The organism is Streptomyces sp. WAC 04229 (assembly GCF_003947455.1).
Lineage (GTDB): Bacteria > Actinomycetota > Actinomycetes > Streptomycetales > Streptomycetaceae > Streptomyces.
In genome coordinates this window covers 1-24,375 of the sequence record NZ_QHJH01000077.1, presented here as the reverse complement: position 1 = coordinate 24,375, position 24,375 = coordinate 1, and the positions used below count along the sequence as shown (strand labels likewise).

The 24,375-nt window shown below is 69.5% G+C and carries 18 protein-coding genes; 16 read left to right on the top strand and 2 right to left on the bottom strand.

The genetic code is table 11. The features are described from left to right. The first annotated feature begins 100 nt into the window (after positions 1-100). Complete coding sequence (clpX, locus tag DMH12_RS20970) at positions 101-1,387, top strand: ATP-dependent Clp protease ATP-binding subunit ClpX (RefSeq protein WP_122620118.1); 1,287 nt, start codon at positions 101-103, stop codon at positions 1,385-1,387. A 72-nt stretch (positions 1,388-1,459) separates the two neighbouring features. Here clpX and DMH12_RS20965 read toward each other — a convergent pair whose 3' ends face one another. After that, positions 1,460-2,440 carry a hypothetical protein gene (locus DMH12_RS20965; RefSeq protein WP_125493046.1) on the bottom strand — a complete coding sequence of 327 codons (981 nt, stop codon included), beginning with the start codon at positions 2,438-2,440 and terminating at the stop codon, positions 1,460-1,462. Positions 2,441-2,577: 137 nt separating this feature from the next. On the opposite strand from DMH12_RS20965, the gene DMH12_RS20960 reads away from it, so the two are divergent. The 11 genes from DMH12_RS20960 (at position 2,578) to DMH12_RS20905 (ending at position 18,002) form a co-directional block, all read left to right on the top strand. Continuing rightward, complete coding sequence (locus tag DMH12_RS20960) at positions 2,578-5,202, top strand: valine--tRNA ligase (protein WP_125493045.1); 2,625 nt, start codon at positions 2,578-2,580, stop codon at positions 5,200-5,202. A 169-nt stretch (positions 5,203-5,371) separates the two neighbouring features. After that, on the top strand, positions 5,372-6,886 hold the full coding sequence (locus tag DMH12_RS20955; RefSeq protein WP_125493044.1) for a folylpolyglutamate synthase/dihydrofolate synthase family protein: 1,515 nt from the start codon (positions 5,372-5,374) through the stop codon (positions 6,884-6,886). 6 nt (positions 6,887-6,892) lie between these two features. Beyond that, on the top strand, positions 6,893-7,249 hold the full coding sequence (locus DMH12_RS20950; RefSeq protein WP_125493043.1) for a DUF4233 domain-containing protein: 357 nt from the start codon (positions 6,893-6,895) through the stop codon (positions 7,247-7,249). Positions 7,250-7,353: 104 nt separating this feature from the next. After that, positions 7,354-7,767 (top strand): nucleoside-diphosphate kinase, encoded by a 414-nt coding sequence (gene ndk / locus DMH12_RS20945; RefSeq protein ID WP_125493042.1) that lies wholly within the window; start codon positions 7,354-7,356, stop codon positions 7,765-7,767. A gap of 322 nt (positions 7,768-8,089) precedes the next feature. Next, positions 8,090-9,109: a rod shape-determining protein gene (locus tag DMH12_RS20940; RefSeq protein WP_007449816.1), complete on the top strand. Its 1,020-nt coding sequence runs from the start codon at positions 8,090-8,092 to the stop codon at positions 9,107-9,109. A 201-nt stretch (positions 9,110-9,310) separates the two neighbouring features. Beyond that, positions 9,311-10,363: a rod shape-determining protein MreC gene (gene mreC, locus DMH12_RS20935; RefSeq protein ID WP_125493041.1), complete on the top strand. Its 1,053-nt coding sequence runs from the start codon at positions 9,311-9,313 to the stop codon at positions 10,361-10,363. A gap of 13 nt (positions 10,364-10,376) precedes the next feature. Further along, the gene (gene mreD / locus DMH12_RS20930; protein WP_125493040.1) at positions 10,377-11,048 is read left to right on the top strand and encodes a rod shape-determining protein MreD; all 672 of its coding nucleotides are present in this window, start codon (positions 10,377-10,379) and stop codon (positions 11,046-11,048) included. A gap of 116 nt (positions 11,049-11,164) precedes the next feature. Further along, positions 11,165-13,456 carry a penicillin-binding protein 2 gene (gene mrdA / locus DMH12_RS20925; RefSeq protein WP_125493039.1) on the top strand — a complete coding sequence of 764 codons (2,292 nt, stop codon included), beginning with the start codon at positions 11,165-11,167 and terminating at the stop codon, positions 13,454-13,456. Continuing rightward, positions 13,453-14,652, top strand: coding sequence for a rod shape-determining protein RodA (gene rodA / locus DMH12_RS20920; RefSeq protein WP_125493038.1), 1,200 nt, complete (start codon positions 13,453-13,455; stop codon positions 14,650-14,652). Before mrdA ends, rodA begins: the two co-directional genes overlap by 4 nt. An 84-nt stretch (positions 14,653-14,736) precedes the next feature. Beyond that, positions 14,737-16,686: a TIGR03960 family B12-binding radical SAM protein gene (locus DMH12_RS20915; protein WP_185832442.1), complete on the top strand. Its 1,950-nt coding sequence runs from the start codon at positions 14,737-14,739 to the stop codon at positions 16,684-16,686. A gap of 527 nt (positions 16,687-17,213) precedes the next feature. Next, positions 17,214-18,002 (top strand): class I SAM-dependent methyltransferase, encoded by a 789-nt coding sequence (locus DMH12_RS20905; RefSeq protein WP_125493035.1) that lies wholly within the window; start codon positions 17,214-17,216, stop codon positions 18,000-18,002. A gap of 100 nt (positions 18,003-18,102) precedes the next feature. Here DMH12_RS20905 and DMH12_RS20900 read toward each other — a convergent pair whose 3' ends face one another. Continuing rightward, on the bottom strand, positions 18,103-19,665 hold the full coding sequence (locus tag DMH12_RS20900) for a recombinase family protein (protein ID WP_125493050.1): 1,563 nt from the start codon (positions 19,663-19,665) through the stop codon (positions 18,103-18,105). A gap of 403 nt (positions 19,666-20,068) precedes the next feature. Here DMH12_RS20900 and DMH12_RS20895 point away from each other — a divergent pair, with 403 nt between their 5' ends. The 4 genes from DMH12_RS20895 to DMH12_RS20880 all read left to right on the top strand — a co-directional run. Beyond that, positions 20,069-21,976 carry a trypsin-like serine protease gene (locus DMH12_RS20895; protein WP_125493034.1) on the top strand — a complete coding sequence of 636 codons (1,908 nt, stop codon included), beginning with the start codon at positions 20,069-20,071 and terminating at the stop codon, positions 21,974-21,976. Positions 21,977-22,013: 37 nt separating this feature from the next. Next, complete coding sequence (locus DMH12_RS20890; RefSeq protein ID WP_125493033.1) at positions 22,014-23,036, top strand: hypothetical protein; 1,023 nt, start codon at positions 22,014-22,016, stop codon at positions 23,034-23,036. 48 nt (positions 23,037-23,084) lie between these two features. After that, on the top strand, positions 23,085-23,861 hold the full coding sequence (locus DMH12_RS20885) for a TIGR03936 family radical SAM-associated protein (RefSeq protein WP_125493032.1): 777 nt from the start codon (positions 23,085-23,087) through the stop codon (positions 23,859-23,861). Between the two features lie 275 nt (positions 23,862-24,136). Further along, the coding region (locus DMH12_RS20880) for a hypothetical protein (protein ID WP_148107535.1) at positions 24,137-24,375 on the top strand (239 nt) is incomplete at its 3' end.

The following is a 24,375-nucleotide window of genomic DNA, read 5'->3' as shown; positions in this document are numbered from 1 at the left end:
CGGGCAAGGTACCGTCGGACATAAGGCAGCACCAGGAGTCCGCTGCACGTTGACGTCAGGTCGACGTCCAGGAGTCTCCCAGGCGAAGGGGAAGCACACCGTGGCACGCATCGGTGACGGCGGCGATCTGCTCAAGTGCTCGTTCTGCGGCAAGAGCCAGAAGCAGGTCAAGAAGCTCATCGCAGGGCCCGGTGTCTACATCTGCGACGAGTGCATCGATCTCTGCAACGAGATCATCGAGGAAGAGCTCGCGGAGACCAGCGAGGTGCGCTGGGAGGAGCTCCCGAAGCCCCGCGAGATCTACGAGTTCCTCGAGGGGTACGTGGTCGGCCAGGAGGCGGCCAAGAAGGCCCTCTCCGTCGCGGTGTACAACCACTACAAGCGGGTCCAGGCCGGCGAGAACGGCGGCGCCCAAGGCCGCGAGGACGCCATCGAGTTGGCCAAGTCCAACATCCTCCTGCTGGGCCCCACGGGCTCCGGCAAGACCCTCCTCGCGCAGACCCTGGCGCGCATGCTGAACGTCCCCTTCGCGATCGCCGACGCCACGGCGCTCACCGAGGCGGGGTACGTCGGCGAGGACGTCGAGAACATCCTGCTGAAGCTGATCCAGGCCGCCGACTACGACGTCAAGAAGGCCGAGACCGGGATCATCTACATCGACGAGATCGACAAGGTCGCGCGGAAGAGTGAGAACCCCTCCATCACCCGCGACGTGTCGGGCGAGGGCGTCCAGCAGGCCCTGCTGAAGATCCTGGAGGGCACCACCGCCTCCGTTCCGCCGCAGGGCGGCCGCAAGCACCCGCACCAGGAGTTCATCCAGATCGACACGACGAACGTCCTGTTCATCGTGGGCGGTGCCTTCGCCGGCCTGGAGAAGATCATCGAGGGCCGGGCGGGTGCCAAGGGCATCGGCTTCGGCGCGCAGATCCGCTCCAAGCGGGAGATCGAGTCCAAGGACCAGTTCGAGCAGGTCATGCCGGAGGACCTGGTCAAGTTCGGCATGATCCCCGAGTTCATCGGCCGGCTCCCGGTCATCACCTCGGTCCACAACCTCGACCGCGAGGCCCTGCTCCAGATCCTCGTCGAGCCGCGCAACGCGCTCGTCAAGCAGTACGAGCGCCTCTTCGAACTCGACGGCGTGGAGCTGGACTTCGAGCGCGAGGCCCTGGAGGCCATCGCCGACCAGGCCATCCTCCGCCAGACCGGCGCCCGCGGCCTGCGCGCCATCATGGAGGAGGTCCTCCAGGGCGTGATGTACGAGGTCCCGTCCCGCAAGGACGTCGCCCGCGTCGTCATCACCGCCGATGTGGTCCTCTCCAACGTCAACCCGACGCTGATCCCCCGGGATTCGCGCGGACGCGGCTCGGGCGAGCAGAAGACGGCGTAACCGCCGCACGTCGCACGAACGCCGAAGGGGCCCCGGTCTTCCGACCGGGGCCCCTTCGCTGTTCCGCCCGGCTCAGGCCTTGACGCGGATCTCCTTGCGGAGCTTGGTGGTGATGTCCACCGCGACGTCCTTCGTCACACCCTTGGTGGCATCACCGGGGGAGACCAGCGCGATCGTGCTGTAGTCCGACCAGGCGCAGATCCAGTCGGTCTTCTGCTTCTTGGTGAGCGGGTTCTTCCCCTCGACTCCCTGGCACTTCATGACCGCGCCGTCGATGTCGACCGACTCGGGCTCGCCGACCACCTTGCCGCCGCCGGTCTCGGACGAGGAGGAGGAGTTCTTCTCGGACTCCTTCTTGAACTCGGCGAAGAACTTGTCGAGTACGGTCTCCGGGTCGGAGATCTTCCCGTACGCCCCGATGTAGGTGACGCCCTTGGCGGTCGCCATCTCGCTCGGGTCCGGGGCGGTCTCCGGGGCCGAGGGGTCGTAACCCGTCAGGTCGGCGGTGGTGTAGAAGCCGGTCACGCTCGTGCCGTCCTCGACCCCGCTCTTCTTGAGGTCCTCGACCGTGTCCTTGTCGGTCTCGGCGGATTCCTCGCTCGCGCGCTTGTAGTCGGTCAGGACCGTCGCCGGCGTCGTCAGCTTGTGCGCGCCGTCGTCCTCCAGGCCGCCCGCGCCGCCGCCCCCGCCCAGCACGAAGTACGCGCCCACGCCGATGGCCGCCACGACCGCCACCGCGCCGATGATCAGTCCGGTCTTCTTCTTGCCGCCGCCCGGCGCCGGGGGCTGGGGCATGCCGTAGGGCTGCTGGCCGTAGGGCGGCTGCTGGCCGTACGGGGGCTGCTGGCCGTAGGGAGGGGCCTGCGGCGGGACGCCGCCCTGCTGCGGCTGCTGCGGGTAGCCGTAGCCCGGCTGCGGGGGAGGCGTCTGCTGGGGGTAGCCGTAGCCGGGCTGGGGGGCCTGCGGCGGCTGCTGGCCGTACGGCCCCGGCTGGCCGTACGGTCCGGGCTGCTGGGGCTGCCCGCCGTACGGGCCCGGCTGGTTGTGAGACATTCCTGGGTTCCCCTCCAGATGCTTACGTGATGCCGACATCCTGACTCAGACATGGCGTGCGCAGGTCACCGGGGGGCGCACCGTTACAAACGAAACGCGTTTCGGGACAGGGCCGTGACGCCCTTAAACTGACCCCCGTGACCGAGAACTCTCAGCAGCCGCAGCCCGCACCCACCACCGAACTGCCGACCCAGTACGCGCCGGCCGAGGTAGAGGGGAAGCTGTACGAGCGCTGGGTGGAACGGGGTTACTTCGAGGCCGACGCCAAGAGCGAGAAGCCTCCGTACACCGTCGTCATCCCCCCGCCGAACGTCACCGGCAGCCTGCACCTCGGCCACGCCTTCGAGCACACGCTCATCGACGCCCTGACCCGCCGCAAGCGCATGCAGGGGTACGAGACGCTGTGGCAGCCCGGCATGGACCACGCCGGCATCGCCACGCAGAACGTCGTCGAGCGGGAGCTGGCCAAGGAGGGCAAGTCCCGGCACGACCTGGGCCGTGAGGCGTTCGTCGAGCGCGTCTGGCAGTGGAAGGGCGAGTCCGGCGGCCAGATCAGCGGGCAGATGCGCCGCCTCGGCGACGCGGTCGCCTGGTCCCGTGAGCGCTTCACGATGGACGAGGGCCTCTCGCAGGCCGTCCAGACCATCTTCAAGCGGCTCTACGACGACGAGCTGATCTACCGCGCCGAGCGCATCATCAACTGGTGCCCGCGCTGCCTGACCGCGATCTCCGACATCGAGGTCGAGTACCAGGACGACGACGGCGAGCTGGTCTCCATGAAGTACGGGGAGGGGGACGACACCATCGTCGTCGCCACCACCCGCGCGGAGACGATGCTCGGCGACACGGCCGTCGCCGTCCACCCCGAGGACGAGCGGTACAAGCACCTGATCGGCAAGCTCATCAAGCTGCCGCTCACCGACCGCTCCATCCCCGTCGTCGCCGACGAGCACGTCGACCCCGAGTTCGGCACCGGCGCCGTCAAGGTGACGCCCGCCCACGACCCGAACGACTTCGAGATCGGCCGACGCCACGACCTGCCCGCCATCGCGGTCATGGACGAGCACGCCGTCATCACCGCCCACGGCCCCTTCCAGGGCCTGGACCGTCTCGAGGCCCGCTCCGCCATCGTCGCCGCGCTGCGCGCCGACGGCCGGATCGTCGCCGAGAAGCGGCCCTACGTCCACAGCGTCGGCCACTGCTCGCGCTGCAAGACCACCATCGAGCCGCGCCTGTCCATGCAGTGGTGGGTCAAGGTCGGCCCGCTGGCCAAGGCGGCCGGCGACGCGGTCCGCGACGGCAAGGTCAAGATCCATCCGCAGGAGATGGAGAAGCGGTACTTCGACTGGGTCGACAACCTCCACGACTGGTGCATCTCGCGCCAGCTGTGGTGGGGCCACCGCATCCCCGTCTGGTACGGGCCGAACGGCGAGGTCGTCTGCGTCGGCCCCGACGACGAGGCGCCGACCGGCGAGGGCTGGACGCAGGACAACGACGTGCTCGACACGTGGTTCTCCTCCGGCCTGTGGCCGTTCTCCACGCTCGGCTGGCCGGAGCAGACCGAGTCGCTCGCGAAGTTCTACCCGAACTCCGTCCTGGTCACCGGCTACGACATCCTCTTCTTCTGGGTCGCCCGGATGATGATGTTCGGCCTCTACGCGATGGACGGCACCCCGCCGTTCCACACCATCGCCCTGCACGGCATGGTCCGTGACCAGAACGGCAAGAAGATGTCCAAGTCCTTCGGGAACGTCGTCAACCCGCTGGACTGGATGGACAAGTACGGCTCCGACGCGCTCCGCTTCACCCTCGCGCGCGGCGCCAACCCGGGCACCGACGTCCCGATCGGCGAGGACTGGGTCCAGGGCTCCCGGAACTTCGCCAACAAGATCTGGAACGCCACCCGCTTCGCGCTGATGAACGGCGCGACGGTCGAGGGCCCGCTGCCGGACGCGTCCGCCATGTCCTCGACCGACCGGTGGATCCTCTCCCGCCTCAACACGATCGTCGCCGAGGTCGACGCGTTCTACGAGGACTACCAGTTCGCGAAGCTCTCCGACGCCCTGTTCCACTTCGCCTGGGACGAGGTCTTCGACTGGTACGTCGAGCTGTCCAAGACCACCTTCCAGGCCGGCGGCGAGGCGGCCGAGGTCTCCAAGCGCGTCCTGGGCGAGGTCCTGGACGTCACGCTGCGCCTCCTCCACCCGGTCGTCCCGTTCGTCACGGAGACCCTGTGGACCACCCTCACGGGCGGTGAGTCCGTCGTGATCGCCGAGTGGCCGACCGACTCCGGATTCCGGGACGCGGACGCCGAGCGGGAGATCGAGACCGTCCAGTCGGTGATCACCGAGGTCCGCCGCTTCCGCGCCGACCAGGGCCTCCAGCCCGGCCAGCGGGTCCCGGCCCGGCTGACGCTCGCCGGCAGCCCCCTCGCGGCCCACGAGGCGGCCGTCCGCCAGCTGCTGCGCCTCCAGCCTGAGGGCGACGCCTTCACCGCGACGGCCACGCTCCCGGTCGCGGGCGTCGAGGTCTCCCTCGACCTCTCCGGCGTGATCGACTTCGCCGCCGAGCGCAAGCGGCTCGCGAAGGACCTCGCCGCGGCGGAGAAGGAGAAGGCCCAGGCCAACGCCAAGCTCGGCAACGAGGCCTTCCTCGCGAAGGCCCCGGACAACGTGGTCGACAAGATCCGCGGCCGCCTGGCCAAGGCGGACGAGGACATCGCCCGCATCCAGTCCCAGCTGGAGAAGCTGCCGCAGGCGTAGACGCCGGTACGACGACGAAGGTCCCCGGAGCGTTAGGCGCCGGGGACCTTCGCTACTCAGGGGCGCGGGGAACTGCGCGACCAGCCACGACGGACCCGCACGCGCCACGAGCCCCAGCCCACCCCACTCCCCGGCGCCACTGTCAGCGACCGTCCGTAGACTGGTCTCCGTGAGTGACAACCCCGGCGACAACGACCAGCCCGACCCCACCGACTCCTTCGAAGAGATCATCGCGGCGGAGACCACCCGCGACCCCGACCTCGCCGTCATCGAGGCCGGCAGCCGCACCCTGCGCACCCAGGGCGGCCCCCCGCAGGCCGACGTGCCCGGGCGCCCCGAGGACCCCGAGGTGGACAAGGCCCTGCGCGAGGTCGAGGCGGAGCTGGCGACCCGCTGGGGCGAGACCAAGCTGGAACCGTCCGTCGCCCGGATCGCCGCGCTGATGGACGTGCTGGGCGACCCGCAGCGCTCGTACCCCTCCATCCACATCACGGGGACGAACGGCAAGACCTCCACCGCCCGCATGATCGAGGCCCTGCTCGGCGCCTTCGAGCTGCGCACCGGGCGCTACACCTCGCCGCACGTGCAGTCCGTCACCGAGCGGATCAGCCTGGACGGCGCCGCGATCTCCGCCGAGCGGTTCGTCGAGACGTACCAGGACATCAAGCCGTACGTCGAGATGGTCGACGCCCAGCAGGATTACCGGCTGTCCTTCTTCGAGGTGCTGACCGGCATGGCGTACGCCGCGTTCGCCGACGCGCCCGTGGACGTCGCCGTCGTCGAGGTGGGGATGGGCGGCTCCTGGGACGCGACCAACGTCATCGACGGGGACGTCGCCGTCGTCACCCCCATCGACCTCGACCACACCGACCGCCTGGGCGAGACGCCCGGCGAGATCGCCACCGAGAAGGCCGGCATCGTCAAGCAGGACGCCACCGTGATCCTGGCCCAGCAGCCGGTGGACGCGGCCCAGGTGCTGCTGAAGAAGGCCGTGGACGTCAACGCCACCGTCGCGCGCGAGGGGCTCGAGTTCGGCGTGGTCTCCCGGCAGGTCGCCGTGGGCGGGCAGTTGACGACCCTGCGCGGCCTAGGCGGCGAGTACCCCGAGGTCTACCTGCCGCTGCACGGCGCCCACCAGGCGCACAACGCCGCCGTCGCGCTGGCCGCCGTCGAGGCGTTCTTCGGCGTGGGCGCGCAGCGTCCCGAGCCGCTGGACGTCGACACCGTCCGCAAGGCGTTCGCCGCCGTCGCCTCGCCCGGACGGATGGAGGTGGTGCGGCGCTCGCCCACCGTGGTGCTCGACGCCGCGCACAATCCGGCCGGCGCCCGCGTCACCGCGGAGGCTGTCGGAGAGGCGTTCGAGTTCAGCCGCCTGATCGGCGTGGTCGGCGCGAGCGCCGACAAGAACGTGCGGGGCTTCCTGGAGGCATTCGAGCCGGTCTTCGCCGAGGTCGTCGTCACCCAGAACTCCAGCCACCGCGCGATGGACGCCGACGAACTGGCCGGGATCGCCGTCGAGGTGTTCGGCGAGGACCGCGTCCAGGTCGAGCCGCGGCTGCCGGACGCCCTGGAGGCTGCGATCACATTGGCCGAGGAGGAGGGCGAGTTCTCGGGCGGCGGTGTCCTCGTCACCGGTTCCGTCATCACCGTCGGCGAGGCCCGACTGCTCCTGGGGAGGGGCTGAGAAACCGTGCGTACGCTCTGTGCTTCCACTCTGATCGGCGAGGTCTTCGTGATCGGCTTCGCCGGTCTGGTCGCGATGAAGGACCCGGACCTGTCCACGGGGACGGTGTGGACGGTCTGCGGCATCGCCATGTTCCTGTGCGTGGCGCTGTGCGGCGCCGTGACCCGGCCGGGCGGCGTCGCCCTCGGCTGGGCGCTCCAGATCGCCCTGATCGCCTCCGGCTTCGTCGTCCCGGCGATGTTCTTCCTGGGCGTCGCCTTCGCCGCCCTGTGGTGGGCCTCCGTGCACTACGGGCGGAAGATCGACGAGGCCAAGGCGAGATTCGCCGCCCAGGCCGAGGCGGCCGCGCCCGACGCCGCCTGAGCGGCCCTCCCCGCCACCGCCTGACGCTGCGTGACCGGCGCCGCGACACGCCCGGTAACCTCAGTCATCACCCGCACAACCGCACACCTCCAAGGGAGCCCCTCGTGACGCAGCGCAGCCTCGTCCTCCTCAAGCCCGACGCCGTCCGTCGTGGCCTGACCGGCGAGATCATCAGCCGTATCGAGCGCAAGGCCGGCTGGCAGATCACCGCGCTGGAACTGCGCACCCTGGACGCCGACACCCTGGAGCAGCACTACGGCGAGCACAAGGGCAAGCCCTTCTACGAGCCGCTGGTCGAGTTCATGGCGTCCGGCCCGGTCGTCGCCCTGGTCGTCGAGGGTGAGCGGGTCATCGAGGGCGTGCGCGCGCTGGCCGGCCCGACCGACCCGATCGCCGCCGCCCCCGGCTCCATCCGCGGGGACTACGGCGTGATCGTCCGGGAGAACCTGATCCACGCCTCCGACTCCGAGGAGTCCGCCGAGCGCGAGCTGAAGATCTTCTTCCCGGGCCGGGTCTGAGTCCACTCCGGGACCCGCCGGACACCTTTTTTCTGACAGCACGTCAGTCGAACGGCCCAGGCGGAGCAGGGGGGGGCGGTCGCGTCGAAGGCGGCCGCCCCATGGCATATGCGCGCCTGATCGGGGGAACGGATCCCACCGTTGGCCCGTCTCCACAAGCGAGGCGGTGCGCCATCTGCTGACAATGGCGAAGACCCTCGCGCAGTGTTCGCGAAAGCGCGTCTACGATAGAAGCCTCCACGCGTCACTGCACCCACTTCGCCTACCTGAAAAGCCCTCAAAAGCTCCTGGGAAGGCCAGTCGAATCCTGATGGGGAACTCAATGTCGTTCATCGGCCGTGACATGGCTGTCGACCTCGGGACCGCCAACACGCTGGTGTACGTCAGGGGTCGCGGGATCGTACTCAACGAGCCGTCCGTCGTCGCGATCAACACCAACACCGGTGGCATCCTCGCGGTCGGCGCCGAAGCGAAGAAGATGATCGGGCGCACGCCCGGCAACATCGTTGCCGTGCGTCCGCTGAAGGACGGCGTCATCGCCGACTTCGAGATCACCGAGCGGATGCTCCGCTACTTCATCCTGAAGATCCACAAGCGGCGGTATCTGGCTCGTCCGCGGGTCGTCGTCTGTGTGCCCTCGGGCATCACGGGTGTCGAGCGCCGCGCCGTCATCGAGGCGTCGTCCCAGGCCGGCGCCCGGCAGGTGCACATCATCGAGGAGCCCATGGCCGCGGCCATCGGCTCCGGCCTGCCCGTCCACGAGGCCACGGGCAACATGGTGGTGGACATCGGCGGCGGCACCACGGAGGTCGCGGTCATCTCGCTCGGCGGCATCGTCACGGCCCAGTCCATCCGCGTCGCGGGTGACGAGCTGGACAACGCGATCATCCAGCACGTGAAGAAGGAGTACAGCCTTCTGCTGGGTGAGCGCACGGCCGAACAGATCAAGATCACGATCGGCTCCGCGTACGACCTCGACTCCGACGAGCACACCGAAATCCGCGGCCGGGACCTGGTCTCCGGTCTGCCCAAGACCGTCGTCATCTCCGCCGCCGAAGTGCGCAAGGCGATCGAGGAGCCGGTCAACGCGATCGTCGACGCCGTCAAGACGACCCTCGACAAGTGTCCGCCGGAGCTGTCCGGCGACATCATGGACCGGGGCATCGTCCTGACCGGTGGCGGCGCGCTGCTGCGCGGGCTCGACGAGCGGCTGCGCCGGGAGACCGGAATGCCGATCCACATCGCCGAGGACCCGCTCGACAGCGTGGCGCTCGGCAGCGGCAAGTGCGTCGAGGAGTTCGAGGCGCTCCAGCAGGTGCTGGACGCCTCGCCCCGCAGATGACGTAACACTTCGGTTCCGCCGTACGAGACGATCTCCTCTCGTGCGGCGGATCGTTGATATAGAGGGTTCCAGTACCGGACGTACGGGAAGCGCGCGATGCGCCGCACGTACCGCGAAGTACCGAATCAGCTGAATTCCTGAACACCGCCACGTAAATTCCGAGATTCCCGAATTTCGACGAGGAAGGCACGGCCGCCGCACGTGAGGGACACGAAAGAGAGCCGGCTGCTCCTGGTACTGCTGATCGCCGTCGCGTTCGCGCTGATCACGGTGGACATCCGCGGTGGGGAGGACTCGCCGGTCGACGGTGCCCGGCAGGCCGCGGCCAACGTCTTCGGTCCGATCGAGAACGGGGTCTCCTCCGCGGTCGACCCGGTGGGCAACGCGGTCTCCGCGATCCGCGACTCCGGCGACCGGCACGACCGCCTCGCCGAACTGGAGACGCAGAACGCGGCCCTGAAGGCGAAACTCGGCAGCGACGAACGCGGCCGCAGCCGGCTCCAGCAGTTCGACAAGATGCTCGGACTGGCCGGCGCCGGACAGTACGGGATCAAGGGCGCCCAGGTCATCGCCATAGGAGCCGCCCAGGGCTTCTCGTGGACCATCACCATCGACGTCGGCGCCAACGACGGCATCAAGCGCGACATGACCGTCCTCAACGGCGACGGCCTCGTCGGACGCGTCACCACCGTCGGCCCGAACACCGCCACCGTGCTGCTCGCCAACGACCCGGACTTCACCGTCGGCACCCGGATGGAGTCCGGCGACGAACTCGGCTTCGCCGCCGGACAGGGCGGCCGCCCGCTGCGCGTCGAACTCCTCAACGGCAAGGCCGACGTCAAGAAGGGCGACCGGCTGGTCACCTTCGGCTCCCAGGCCGACAAGCCCTTCGTGCCCGGTGTGCCCGTCGGCACCGTCTCCCGCGTCGACCCCAACGGCGGCGACCTGACCCGCATCCTCGAAGTCACGCCGTTCGTCAGCTTCACCAAGCTCGACATCATCGGCGTCGTCGTCCAGGCGCCGCAGAAGGACCCGCGCGACACGGTGCTCCCGGAGAAGGCGAAGCCGAAGCCCACCCCGACGGTGACGGTCACCGCGACCCCGTCCGCCGGGGCCGACCCCGAGGGCCGGACGCAGAACGGCCAGGACGAGCAGTCGCTGCAGGACGAGCAGTCGCAGGACGAGCAGTCGCAACAGGACCTGCAGTCACAGCAGAACGACCAGACAGAGCAGAACGAGCAGACCGAGCAGTAGGAGTTCTCACCCCATGCGCGTCAACCGGATCCTGCTGTCCGTCGCCCTGGTCGTCGTCGCCCTGGTGATCCAGGTCAGCGTTCTCGCCCGCCTCCACCTGCCCGGCGCCGTCCCCGACCTGCTGCTGCTCACCGTCCTCGGCCTCGCCCTGGTCTACGGCCACGTCGGCGGCGCCCTCGTCGGCTTCGGCGCCGGACTCCTCGCCGACCTCGCCCCGCCCGCCGACCACGCGGCCGGACGCTACGCCCTGGTGCTCTGCGTCATCGGCTACCTAGCCGGACTCGCCAAACCGGACAACGGCCGGCTCAGGTCGGCCACCGGCCCCATGGTCGTGGTCGTCGCCGCCGCCGTCGGCACCACCCTGCTCTACGCCGGCGTCGGCGCCCTGGTCGGCGACACCGCCGCCCGCCACGTCGGACTGCCCAGCCTGCTGTTCACGGCGGCCCTGTACGACCTGCTGCTCACGCCCTTCGTCGTCCCCGGCGTCATGGCGCTCGCCCGGCGCGCCGACAACGATCCGCTGGCCGACACCAACGCCGCAGCCCAGAGCCCCGACATCTCCTCCGGCTGGCTCTCCGGCGGCACCGGCCTGCGCATCGGCAGACAGCGCGGCGGGCTGCGGATGAAGACCGCGCGGGCCCGCGTGGCCCGGGCCGGACGCATCAAGGGGGTCAAGCGGCTGTGAGTGCGACGACGCGGCAGCAGACAGGGAAACCAGCACATCGCGAGGGGGAGGCAGTAATCCAGTGACCAACGCCCACCCGTCGCCCACCACCACCCTCGACCGAATGGGCTGCGCCCATGACTAACATCCCCGAGACCGGCCGCAGCACACGCGTCCAGACCCGGCTCGTCGTCATCCAGATCCTCGTCCTCTCCCTGCTCGCAACCCTCGGCGGCCGGCTCTGGTACCTCCAGATCCGGCAGGGCGACGAGTACGCAGAGGAGGCGTCCGGCAACCACGTCCAGCAGGTCGTCCAGCCCGCCACCCGCGGCTCGATCCTGGACGCCCGCGGCGTGGCACTCGCCGACAACGAGACCCGGCTCGTGGTCTCCGCCTCCCGCACCGACCTGCTGAAGATGAAGGACGACGGCAAGGCGGTCCTCACCAAGCTCGCCGGCGTCCTCGGCATGAAGCCCCAGGACGTCGTCGACAAGGTCCGGCTCTGCGACGCCGAGACCCCGCAGCCCTGCTGGAACGGCTCGCCCTACCAGCCGATCCCCGTCACCGACGAGGCCACCGTCAAGCAGGCCCTGCAGATCCGCGAGCGCGCCGAGGACTTCCCCGGCATCACCGCCGAGCCCATGGCCGTACGCCGCTACGCCGCCCCCGGCAAGTCCAACACCGCCCAGGTCCTCGGCTACCTCTCGCCGGTCACCGACGAGGAGCTGCAGAAGGCCCAGGACACCGACTCGCCCTTCCTCCGCTCCGACCAGGTCGGCCGCTCCGGCCTGGAACGCCAGTACGACAAGGCGCTGCGCGGCAAGGCCGGCGTCACCCGCTACGAGGTCGACAACCTCGGCCGCGTCATCGGCGAGGCCGAGTCCGACTCGGGCACCCCCGGCTCCAACCTCGTCACCAGCATCGACTCGCGGGTCCAGCGGGTCGCCGAGTACGAGCTGAACGAGGCCATGAAGGCCGCCCGCAAGGAGATGGACCGCAACACCAACCGGCTCTACGAGGCCGACGCCGGCGCCGTCGTGGTGATGGAGGCCAAGACCGGCCGCGTCGTCGCCATGGCCTCCAACCCCGACTACGACCCGAACGCCTGGGTCGGCGGCATCTCCGCCAAGGACTACAAGCGGCTCACCGGCAAGGACTCCAACTACCCGCTGCTCAACCGCGCCACCCAGGGTCAGGCGGCCCCGGGCTCCATCTTCAAGGTGGTCTCCTCGGCCGCCGCCGTGGAAGCCGGCTACGACTTCGACGGCAGGTACGACTGCTCCAGCGCCTACAACCTCGGCGGCCAGGTCTTCAAGAACTTCGAGTCGGCCAGCTACGGCCCGATCAGCCTCGGCCGCGCCCTGGAACTGTCCTGCGACACCGTCTTCTACCGCCTGGCCCACGAGGAGTGGAAGAAGGACGGCGGTACGAAGCCCAAGGACCCCAACGACTTCTTCTACAAGGCCGCCCACCAGTTCGGCCTCGGCAAGGAGACCGGCATCGACCTCCCCAACGAGGTCACCGGCCGCGTCCCCGACCGGCAGTGGAAGAAGGACTACTGGGAGGCCAACAAGGACGCCTGGTGCAAGACCGGCAAGAAGGACGGCTCGTACGTCGAGAAGCTCGCCTACGAGGGCTGCCTCGAGGGCAACAGGCTGCGCGCCGGTGACTCCATCAACTACTCCATCGGCCAGGGCGACACCCTCGTCACCCCCATCCAGATGGCCACCATCTACGCGGCCATCGCCAACGGCGGCACCCTCTACGACCCGAGCATCGGCAAGGCGGTCGTCAGCCCCGACGGCAAGCAGGTCAGCGCGATCGAACCCAAGTCGCACGGCAAGCTGCCGATAAGCAAGACCACACTGGCCAAGATGGACGACGCCCTCGCCGGCGTCGCCACCCGCGGTACCGCCGCCTGGCGGTTCGGCGGCTGGCCGCAGGACGAGATCCCGATGCACGCCAAGACCGGTACCGCCGAGGTCCACGGCAAGCAGACCACGTCCTGGTTCGCGACGTACACCAAGGACTACTCGATCGTCATGACGATCTCCCAGGGCGGTACGGGCTCCGGCGCCTCCGGTCCGGCCGTCCGCAACATCTACGACGCCCTGTACGGCGTCTCGGACGACGGCGCGATCGACAAGAAGAAGGCGCTGCTGCCCCAGCCGCAGGCGAAGCTCCCGACGATCAAGGCCGACGGAACCATCCCCGCGCCGAAGATCTCCAAGGACATCGTCAAGGATCTCCAGCCGGACGAGAAGGCCTCCCCCGAGGAGGAGTACGCGCCCGTCGAAGAGCAGCAGCAGGGCGCCACCCCGCCCACCCAGAACACCGAGAACCGCGACACCAGGCGCCGCCGACGCCGCGGCGGCCCGGGCAGGCGCTCCACCGGCGGCGGACACGGAAGCCGGAGGGCACGCGCATGACCGGCGCCAACGGCTTCCACGTCTCCGGGTACGGCCCCGACAGGGGCGGCTGGGCCCGGCTCTTCGCCCGGGACTCCATGGCCCGGCGGCTCGACTGGCCGATACTGCTGGCCTCCGTCGGGCTGTCGCTGCTGGGCTCGCTGCTGGTCTACTCAGCGACCCGCAACCGCACCGAACTCAACCAGGGCGACCCGTACTACTTCCTGACCCGCCACCTCCTGAACACCGGCATCGGGCTCGCCCTCATGGTCGGCATCGTCTGGCTCGGCCACCGCGCCCTGCGCACCGCCGTGCCCGTCCTGTACGGCGCCTCCGTCTTCCTGATCCTGCTGGTGCTCACCCCGCTCGGCTCGACCATCAACGGTGCCCACTCCTGGATCAAGCTCCCCGGCGGCTTCTCCCTCCAGCCCTCGGAGTTCGTGAAGCTCACGATCATCCTCGGCATGGCGATGCTGCTGGCCACCCGCGTCGACGCGGGGGACCGGCAGCACCCGGACCACCGGACCGTGCTCCAGGCCCTGGGCCTCGCCACCGTCCCCATGCTGATCGTGATGCTCATGCCCGACCTCGGGTCGGTCATGGTCATGGTCATCATCGTGCTGGGCATCCTGCTCGCCTCCGGAGCCAGCAACCGCTGGGTCTTCGGACTCCTCGGCGCCGGCACGGCCGGGGCGCTCGCCGTATGGCAGCTCGGCATCCTCGACGACTACCAGATCGCCCGCTTCGCCGCCTTCGCCAACCCGGCCCTCGACCCGGCCGGCGTCGGCTACAACACCAACCAGGCGCGCATCGCGATCGGCTCCGGCGGACTGACCGGCTCCGGCCTCTTCGAGGGCTCCCAGACCACCGGCAGGTTCGTCCCCGAGCAGCAGACGGACTTCGTCTTCACGGTCGCCGGCGAGGAGCTGGGCTTCCTCGGCGCGGGCCTGATCATTGCCCTGCTCGGGGTGATCCTCTGGCGCGCCTGCAAGATCGCCCGCTCCACCGCCGACCTGTACGGCACGGTCGTCGCCGCCGGGATCGTCGCCTGGTTCGCCTTCCAGACCTTCGAGAACATCGGCATGACGCTCGGCATCATGCCGGTCACCGGTCTGCCCCTGCCCTTCGTCTCCTACGGCGGCTCCTCCATGTTCGCCGTGTGGATGGCGGTCGGGCTGCTCCAGTCGATCACGGTGCAGAGACCCATGTCGGCCTGAGCGGGGCCGCTGACGGTACGGGGGACCGTCTTCGCCGGGTTAGGCTGGATGGTCCCCCCTGTCAGCACACGAAGGTTCCGTGAGATGCCTGCCGAAGCCGCCGAGTCTGTGAAGTCTGTGTTTCCGCAGCTCGAAGCTCTGCTCCCGCATGTGCAGAAGCCGATTCAGTATGTCGGCGGAGAGCTCAACTCCACGGTCAAGGACTGGGAATCCTGCGACGTCCGCTGGGCCCTGATGTACCCCGACGCCTACGAGGTCGGACTGCCCAACCAGGGCGTCATGATCCTCTACGAGGTACTCAACGAACAGCAGGGCGTCCTCGCCGAGCGCACCTACAGCGTCTGGCCGGACCTCGAGGACCTGATGCGGGAGCACTCCGTCCCGCAGTTCACCGTCGACAGCCACCGCCCGGTCGGCGCCTTCGACGTCTTCGGCCTCTCCTTCTCCACGGAGCTGGGCTACACCAACATGCTCACGGCCCTGGACCTGGCGGGCATCCCGCTGGAGGCCAAGGACCGCGGCATCGACGACCCGGTCGTCCTGGCCGGCGGGCACGCGGCGTTCAACCCCGAGCCGATCGCCGACTTCATCGACTGCGCCGTCATCGGCGACGGCGAGCAGGCCGTCCTGGAGATCACCGCGATCATCCGCGCCTGGAAGGCCGAGGGCCGCCCCGGCGGCCGCGAGGAGCTCCTCCTGCGCCTGGCGAAGACGGGCGGCGTGTACGTCCCCGGCTTCTACGACGTCGAGTACCTGCCCGACGGCCGCATCTCCCGCGTCGTACCCAACCGCAGCGGCGTCCCGTGGCGGGTCAGCAAGCACACCGTCATGGACCTCGACGAGTGGCCCTACCCCAAGCAGCCCCTCGTCCCGCTCGCCGAGACGGTCCACGAGCGGATGTCCGTGGAGATCTTCCGCGGCTGCACCCGCGGCTGCCGCTTCTGCCAGGCCGGCATGATCACCCGCCCGGTGCGCGAGCGCTCCATCACCGGCATCGGCGAAATGGTCGACAAGGGCCTGAAGGCAACGGGCTTCGAGGAGGTCGGTCTCCTCTCCCTCTCCTCCGCGGACCACACCGAGATCGCCGACGTCGCCAAGGGCCTCGCGGACCGGTACACGGACGACAAGATCGGCCTGTCCCTCCCCTCGACCCGCGTCGACGCCTTCAACATCGACCTGGCCAACGAGCTGACCCGCAACGGCCGCCGCTCCGGCCTGACCTTCGCCCCCGAGGGCGGCTCCGAGCGCATCCGCAAGGTCATCAACAAGATGGTCTCGGAAGAGGACCTGATCCGTACCGTCGCGACGGCCTACGGCAACGGCTGGCGCCAGGTGAAGCTGTACTTCATGTGCGGCCTGCCCACCGAGACCGACGACGACGTCCTCCAGATCGCCGACATGGCCACCCGCGTCATCGCCAAGGGCCGCGAGGTCTCCGGCGCCAACGACATCCGCTGCACGGTCTCCATCGGCGGCTTCGTCCCCAAGCCCCACACCCCCTTCCAGTGGGCCCCGCAGCTCTCCTCCGAGGAGACCGACGCCCGCCTGCAGAAGCTGCGCGACAAGATCCGCGGCGACAAGAAGTACGGCCGCTCCATCGGCTTCCGCTACCACGACGGCAAGCCCGGCATCGTCGAGGGCCTCCTCTCCCGCGGCGACCGCCGCCTCGGCGCCGTCATCCGCGCGGTCTACGAGGACGGCGGCCGCTTCGACGGCTGGCGCGAGCACTTCTCCTACGACCGCTGGATGGCCTGCGCCGACAAGGCCCTGGCCCCCACCGACGTCGACGTCGACTGGTACACCACCCGCGAGCGCGGCTACGAGGAGGTCCTGCCCTGGGACCACCTCGACTCCGGCCTCGACAAGGAGTGGCTCTGGGAGGACTGGCAGGACGCCCTCGACGAGACGGAGGTCGACGACTGCCGCTGGACCCCGTGCTTCGACTGCGGCGTCTGCCCCCAGTTCGACACCTGGCCGCAAACGGGCCCGACCGGCAAGAAGCTGCTGCCGCTGACGGTCAAGAACTCCGGCTGACCTGCGGAAACGAGGGCTGCGGGATGAGTGAGCCGCTCCACCGCATCGCTGACGCTGTGGCTGACATCACAGAGTCGGATGCGGTGGCGGTGCTGACCGCGCTCGGCTTGCAGAAGGATCGGCGGCAACCGGCGAAGGAGACACGGAGAACGCCGCTGCCGCCGCCTGGTGCCCCTTCGGACGTCTCGTCGGACGTGGAGTGGGTGTGAGGGCGGGAGAGCGGCCTGCGGTGATCTGACGGCACGATCAGTCGGTCCGGTGGGCCTGTCCTCAGTATGGGGGAGACGCCACCTGAACACACGCTGGCTGGCTGCGGCCCCATCGTGGTCGATGGGGCGCCGGTGGAGTGGGGACCTGCGTCGGTGCGGCGCGTCGCGCTTCCACGAAATCCGGTGGAGTCTCAGCGGCCGGCAGTGGTTGGGTCCTGCTCAATGCTTCGTTGACACGGCGCGGCACAGTGCGAGGCGTAGTGTCCGGATCGCAGGTGCGGTCTCGCCCGCGTGCCGTCGAGTGATGGGGGTATCGCGGTGGCTGGTTATGGGGCGCTTTCCGACGTGTACGAGTGGCTGATCGGGGACGACAGGCTGACCCCCGCCAAGGCAGCCGCGGTTTACTACAGCGATGTCGTGGGCTCTCTGCCGCCCAACGCTCGCGTCCTCGACTGCGCGTGTGGAACCGGCCAGCTCGCCGTCGGTCTCGCCAGTCTTGGCCTTGACGTGGTCGCCGCAGACGCCAGCGATGGGATGGTTCGCCGGACCGAGAAGGCCGCCGACGAGCAGGGTGTCTCGCTTCGAGCCCTCCGCGCGCGCTGGGACGAACTGCCCGACCACCTGGACGACTCCACGTTCGATCTGGTGTTCTGCGTCGGCAACTCGCTCGGGCACGCCGAGGGCGCGGCAGGGCGCCTGACCGCACTGCGAGCGATGTCGCGGCTGCTGAATCCGGGCGGACGCCTTGTGCTCCACTCACGCAACTGGGAGCTCGTGCGCTCTGCCGGCTCACGGGTAGACGTCCGCGATCGACTCATCCGCCGCAACGACCGCGATGCGGTCGTCAGCTACTACTGGCAGATCGAGCAGCGCTGGGACCAGGAACACCTCCTCGAGATCGTGGTTGCCCAGATCGAGCCGGACGGAGCAGTGCGAGCCTGTTCGGAGCGGTTGTCCATCTGGCCCTACCGGTACGAGGACCTCGTGGCGCAGTTGCGGAGCGCCGGGCTCACGGTGCAGTCCACCACCTTCGACCCCGAGAGCGATGGATACGTGGTGGTCGCCAGCCGCGACCAGGCGCGAGGCACGTCTGAGCCGACGCGCTGATCCGCTCTTCGTCGGTGTTGTTGCGGACCTGTCGGCTCGCGACCGCCCGCAGAGGGTTCTTCGCGAAGTGTTCAGCACTTGAAGCGGTTGCTGCGGGGGATCAAGAGGCCTGCGCGAAGTCGTCCTCTCGGATCACGAGTCGCTCGCGTACGTCCTTCGGGATCAGTAGGCGGAGGTGCACCTTCGGTGCTCGGACCTTCGGCACCTTCGTGCGGGTCACCTCGCAGCGAATCCCGACCCGGTACAGGTCCGCGGACATGGCCTCCATGCCGCCTTCCTGCCAGTGCTCACGGAACGTCTTGCCGCCGTGGACGTTGACCCATCGATCCTTTGCTGTCTCGGGGTCGATCGCTTCGAGCTCACTGATGAGCTTGTCCAACGTCGCCTCCGCCTGCTCCTTCGTGAACCGCGTCTTGGTGTACCGGCCCCCGGGTTCGAGATCCTTCATGTACAGCGCGATGGTCTCTTGGAGGCGCTTGATCTCCTTGCGGGCCTCGGCGCCCTCTGCGTACTGGCGGACCTGCACGGGGAAGTCTCCGAGGACCTTGAGCACGTCCTGCACCAGGCGCTCGTAGACCCGCTCGGGGTTGGGCGCTCCCAGCCCGCCGCTCTTGCATTTGCGGCACCGCAGGTACTGGTACGTCCCGTGCGTGTTGTTCGTGATCTGCACAGTCATGTTCGTCTTGCAGTCGGCGCACAGCAGGACTCCGAGGAACTGTGTCGCTCCTCCGACACGACGCGGCGGCTGGCTCTTCCTGCGCTTGTCGAGGGCGGCACCGAGGGTCTCGAACTCCTCCTCAGTAAAGAGGGGAGGGGCGACTTTGATCGGCCTGCCGTCCTTGCCGAGGAGCGGCTTCGATCGTCGCTGCCCGCCGTTCTTGTCCTCTTCTACCCGGTAGCCGAGGAGCGCGGGGTTGCGCAGGCGTCGGTGGAGTGTTGCCACGGTGAGCCCTTGGGTCATCAGCCCGGACCGTTTCAAGCAGCGCACCATGAACCCTGCGGAGCGTCCCCGAAGCGCCATGCGTCGGGCCCAGTGCAGGGCCTTCGCCGCCTCGGGATCGATGACGAGAACGACCTTCCCCGTGTCGTCCTCGTCCGTGACGCAGCCGTACGCCGGCTTGCCGATGATCCAGTCTTCCTGCGACTTCGCGTAGTCCCACAGGCTCGCGACGCGGGTCGAGGTGTTGGCCGCCTCGATCTCGGCGATGCCGCCGATGATCGTGACCATGATTTTTCCGGCGGTCGTCGTGAGGTCGAGGCTGTCGTTCTTGGAGACCAGGTTCTTCCCGCGCTTCAGGCTCCACTCGATCATCGTCGAGAGATCGGAGAGACGCCGTACGAAGCGGTCGAGCTTCCAGAACAGAAGCTCGTCGAACTCGGGGGAGCGGTTGTTCAGCCACTCCCCGAGCTCCTTCCGCTTCCACGGCGGAACCTTCGTCGCCGACACGTTCAGGTCGGAGGCGACGCCGACAACTCGGCTCCCGCGCTCCCTGGCCAGGATGCGGAGATCGAGCTCCTGCCGTACCGGCGACGTTGTGTCGTCCGTCAGTACGGACAGGCGGATGGATAAGAGCGCCCGGGGCGCGTCCTGGGGGAGTAGGGCCTCAGCCCGTTTGAGCTCCTCCAACAGGGCAAGGTCGGCTTCGGTCCACTCGGCTTCCACGCTGTAGGCCGCTCGGTCTGCTGCGAGCCGTCGCTGTCCTCGTTTCCTCATGTCAGACAGCGTGGCGCAGTTCGCGGACAGTTTTAAGCGTTTTTCCATATGCCCCCGTGATGGACACCGAGATTCAGGCCGGCCCGACCGGCAAGGAACTGCTGCCGCTGACGGTCAAGTAGGGCCGGGCGTCCGGCGGGTGACGTAAGTCATGCTCCAGGGTGTGACGTGCTGTCAGTTTGGGTGATTTGACCCGTGGACGAGATCATGGAGCACGGTCTTGGATGGCCGAGGGGGGCGGGTATCGGGTGCATTTCGTGAACGCGTAGCGAAGGCACCCTCCGACAAGTGAAGAGCAGTCGGCGTACCGCGACCTTCGAGCCAGTTTCCAAGACCGACTCCTAGGACTGCAATGAACGCACGCAGCAAGACCGATTCCCGTCCGAACCGGCTCAGACACGCGGCCGCGCTGCTCGGTGCGGCGCCGCTGCTGCTCCTCGGCGTCACGCCGGCGCACTCGGTGGTGGGCGAGCCCTCGACGGACGCCGGTCTCGGCTTCACCGCCCGGCTGGTGGTCGGTGACCACCAGCGGGGCTGCTCGGGTTCGCTGGTCTCTCCCGAGTGGCTGCTCACGACCGCCAGTTGCTTCGCGGAGGACCCGGCCGCCGACCTCTCCGTGCCGGCCGGTCCGCCCCGGCTGGAGACCGTCGCGACCGTCGGCGGCCGGCAGCGGAACGTCGTGGAACTGCGCCCGCACGGCGGGCGCGATCTCGTGCTGGCCCGGCTCGCGCAGCCCGTGCGGGACGTGGCCCCCGTCGCCCTCGCCGCCACGGGGCCCGCGGCCGGACAGGACCTCACCGTGGCCGGACACGGCCGTACCGCGACCGAGTGGGCGCCGCTCGACAAGCACACCGGTACCTTCGCCGTCACCGCCGTCACCGCCGTCGACGGCGCCGACCTGGTCCTGAGCGGCAGGGACGGAGCCTCGGTCTGTCAGGGCGACGCGGGCGGCCCGGTCCTGCGCACCGTCGACGGCCGCCCGGCGCTGGTGGCGGTCAGCAGCCGTTCGAACCAGGTGGGCTGCTTCGGCGTCGACTCCACGGCGGGAGCCACGAGCAGCGCGGTCGCCGCCCGTGTCGACGACATCCGCGACTGGGTCACCGCGAACGCCGTGCGGACCCCCGCCGCCGACTTCGACGGTGACGGCCGTAGCGATGTGGGCGTGCTGTATGACAACGGTCAGGGCAGTGACGGAACCAACCGGACGGCCCTGTGGACGCTGACCAGCGACGGCTCCGGGTTCGGCGGGCCGGTGCGCGCCTGGGACAGCGCCACGGGGGGCAGTTGGGACTGGGGCCGGTCGAAGGTGGTTCCCGGAGACTTCGACGGTGACGGCCGCGGAGACGTCGGCGTGCTCTACGACTACGGCCGCCAGAGCGACGGGACCAACCGGACCGCCCTGTGGACGCTGACCAGTAACGGCTCCGGGTTCGGTAAGCCCGTGAAGGTCTGGGACAGCGCCGACGGAGGCAGCTGGACCTGGAGCCGGTCGAAGGTGGTTTCCGGTGACTTCGACGGTGACGGTCGTGGTGATGTGGGGATGCTGTACGACTACGGCCAGGGGAGTGACGGGGCCGGTCGGACCGCGCTGTGGACGTTGACCAGTAACGGTTCCGGGTTCGGTAAGCCGGCGAAGGTCTGGGACAGTGCTGACGGAGGCAGCTGGACCTGGAGCCGGTCGAAGGTGGTTTCCGGTGACTTCGACGGTGACGGTCGTGGTGATGTGGGGATGCTGTACGACTACGGCCAGGGGAGTGACGGGGCCAGTCGGACCGCGCTGTGGACGTTGACCAGTAACGGTTCCGGGTTCGGTAGGCCGGTGAAGGTCTGGGACAGCGCGGGGTCGATCAGTTGGGACTGGGGCCGGTCGAAGGTCGTTGCGGGTGACTTCGACGGTGACGGTCGTGGTGACGTGGGTGTGCTGTATGGGAACGGTCAGGGGAGTGACGGGGCCAATCGGTCGGCCCTGTGGACGTTGACCAGCAACGGTTCCGGGTTCGGCGGGCCGGTGCGCAAGTGGGACAGCGCGGGGTCGATCAGCTGGGACTGGGAGCGGTCCAAGGTGACGTCGGGTGACTTCGACGGTGACGGTCGTGGTGACGTGGGTGTGCTGTATGACAACGGTCAGGGCAGCGACGGGGTCAGTCGGACCGCCTTGTGGACGTTGACCAGCAACGGTTCCGGGTTCGGCGCGCCGGTGCGCAAGTGGGACAGCTCCGCGTTCGGCAGCTGGAGCTGGGGACGCAGCGAACTCACCTGACCGCATCCGGGCGGGGCGTTTCGGCGTCTGTGCCGGTATGGAGCTCGAGAAGCGGCCCGAAGGCCGTCCGCAGGAGCCGCCGCGGCGATCGGACCCGGAGGGGTGCGTCGCCGCGGTGATCCGCGTTCCGGTGCGGATCGTCGTCCTGGTGCTGGTCGTACCGGTACGGATGGCGTGGGACATGCTGGTGGTCGCCGGGCGGTTCCTGCGGGACACCGTGTTCCGCCCGGCCGGACGGGCGCTGGCCTGGCTCGGGCGGGTCCTCTTCGTGTGGCCGCTGGTCGGGATCTGGCGGTACGCCGTCGTGCCGCTGGGCAAGGGCGCGGCCTTCCTCGGGCGCGTGCTGCTCGTGGTGCCCGCCGTGTGGCTGTACCGATGGGTGCTGACGCCGGCGGGGCGCGGGCTGTACTCGGCCCTCGCCTGGCTGGGGCGGTACCTCGTCGTCGTACCCGCCGCATGGCTCTACGTCTGGCTGCTCACGCCGATGGGCCACGCGCTCGCCTGGTGCGGGAGAGGGCTCGCGTGGTGCGGGAGAGGGATCGCCTGGTGTCTCGGCATGATCGTCACCGGTGTCGGCGCGGTCCTCTACTGGACGACCCGAGTGCTGGTGGTCCTGCCCGCTCTCGCCCTGTGGCGGTGGGTGCTGACTCCGGTGGGCCGGGTCCTCGCGGTCATCGGCAGGGAGGTCGTGGACGCCCTCGGGCACGCCTGGCGGATCGCGGGGTACGTCTCGCGCGCCTTCGGGCGGTTCCTCGGCACCCTGTGGCGGTGGACCGTGGCCGAACCGGCGCGCTGGGCGTACCGGAGTGTGCTCACCCCGGTGGGGCACGCCGTGCGGGACACCGTCCTGCGGCCCCTCGCCGATGCGGGACGGGCCGCCGGGCGGGCGACCCGGCAGGCTCTCGCCGCCGCCCGGCTGACCGTGCGGCAGACCCGCGCCGACGTGCGCCGGGCGCTCTTCGGGGAGCCCGCGAAGCCGCGGCCGGCCGACCGGCGGGAACCATCCGTCGCCGAGGCACGTACTCTTGGTAGTAGTACGACCGCTCTCACGAAGGACTGAACGACACTGGGCAAGCGACAGCCCGAAGGCCCGCCGCCCGTACCCGCGGTGCAGCGCATCCGACTGCGCTACACCAAGCGCGGCCGCCTCCGGTTCACCAGCCACCGTGACTTCCAGCGTGCCTTCGAGCGCGCGCTGCGCCGCGCCGAGGTGCCCATGGCGTACTCGGCGGGGTTCACGCCCCACCCGAAGGTGTCGTACGCCAATGCCGCACCCACCGGCACGGGCAGTGAGGCGGAGTACCTGGAGATCGCGCTCACCGCCGCGCGTGACCCGGAGCAGCTCAGGGTGCTGCTCGACGCGTCGCTGCCCGCCGGGCTCGACGTCGTCGACGCGGTCGAGGCCCGGACCTCCGGGCTCGCCGACCGGCTGACGGCATCGGTGTGGGAGCTGCGGCTGGACGGGGTGGAGCCCGCGGACGCCGAGCGCGCCGTGGCGGCCTTCAACTCGGCCCCGGCCGTGGAGGTCCAGCGCCGGACCAAGAACGGGGTCCGTACCTTCGACGCCCGTTCCGCCGTCGCGAGCCTGGAGAGCGCCACCACGCACGGTTCACCGGCTGATAGGCCGACCGACCAGCCCTGTGCGATACTGCGGCTGGTTGTTCGGCACGTGACGCCTGCCGTACGACCCGACGACGTCCTGTCCGGTCTTCGCGCCGTGGCCGACCTGGCGCCGCCGGTCCCCGCAGCGGTGACCAGGCTGGCGCAGGGGCTGTTCGATGAAGAGACCGGTGCGGTGACCGACCCGCTCGCGCCCGACCGCGAGGCAGAAGCGCCCGAGCCGCAACCGGCCGCCGCTTCCGCCGCCGCGAAGGCGCCCGCGTAGGGAAGGTTCCGCTCAAGGACGGACGTCGTAGCGCCGCCCTCGAACTCGGGAGCCACCTGGGTCGGGCAGCGCACCGACCACAAGACTTTCGCCAGGCCGTACCCGCCAAGGGGTACGGAACCGGCGAGACAAGACACGGAGAGCTTCCGAGCGGCGCCCGCGCCCCGGACGGCGGCGACGCGCATCGCGCGAGCCGCGGACGTCACCGGCGGTCGATCAGATCGACGCCGGGCCGGGTGTGCGGCGCCCGGGAGCCTGACGGGAGAAAGCCCCGCATGCTCGAACCGACCGAACCCACCGAGTCGTCGACCACCTCGACGGACTCCGAGTCGAACACCCCGAGCGACACCCTGCCGCCGCGCCGTCGGCGCAGGGCCGCTTCCCGCCCTGCGGGTCCGCCGTCCGGCGGCTCCGACGCGCCGGCCGAGACCGTCGCGCCCGCCGAGGTGAGCGCCGCGCCCGACGAGGCGGAGGAGACGGAGGCCGCGCAGGCCGCCGCCCCGGCCCCCGAGGC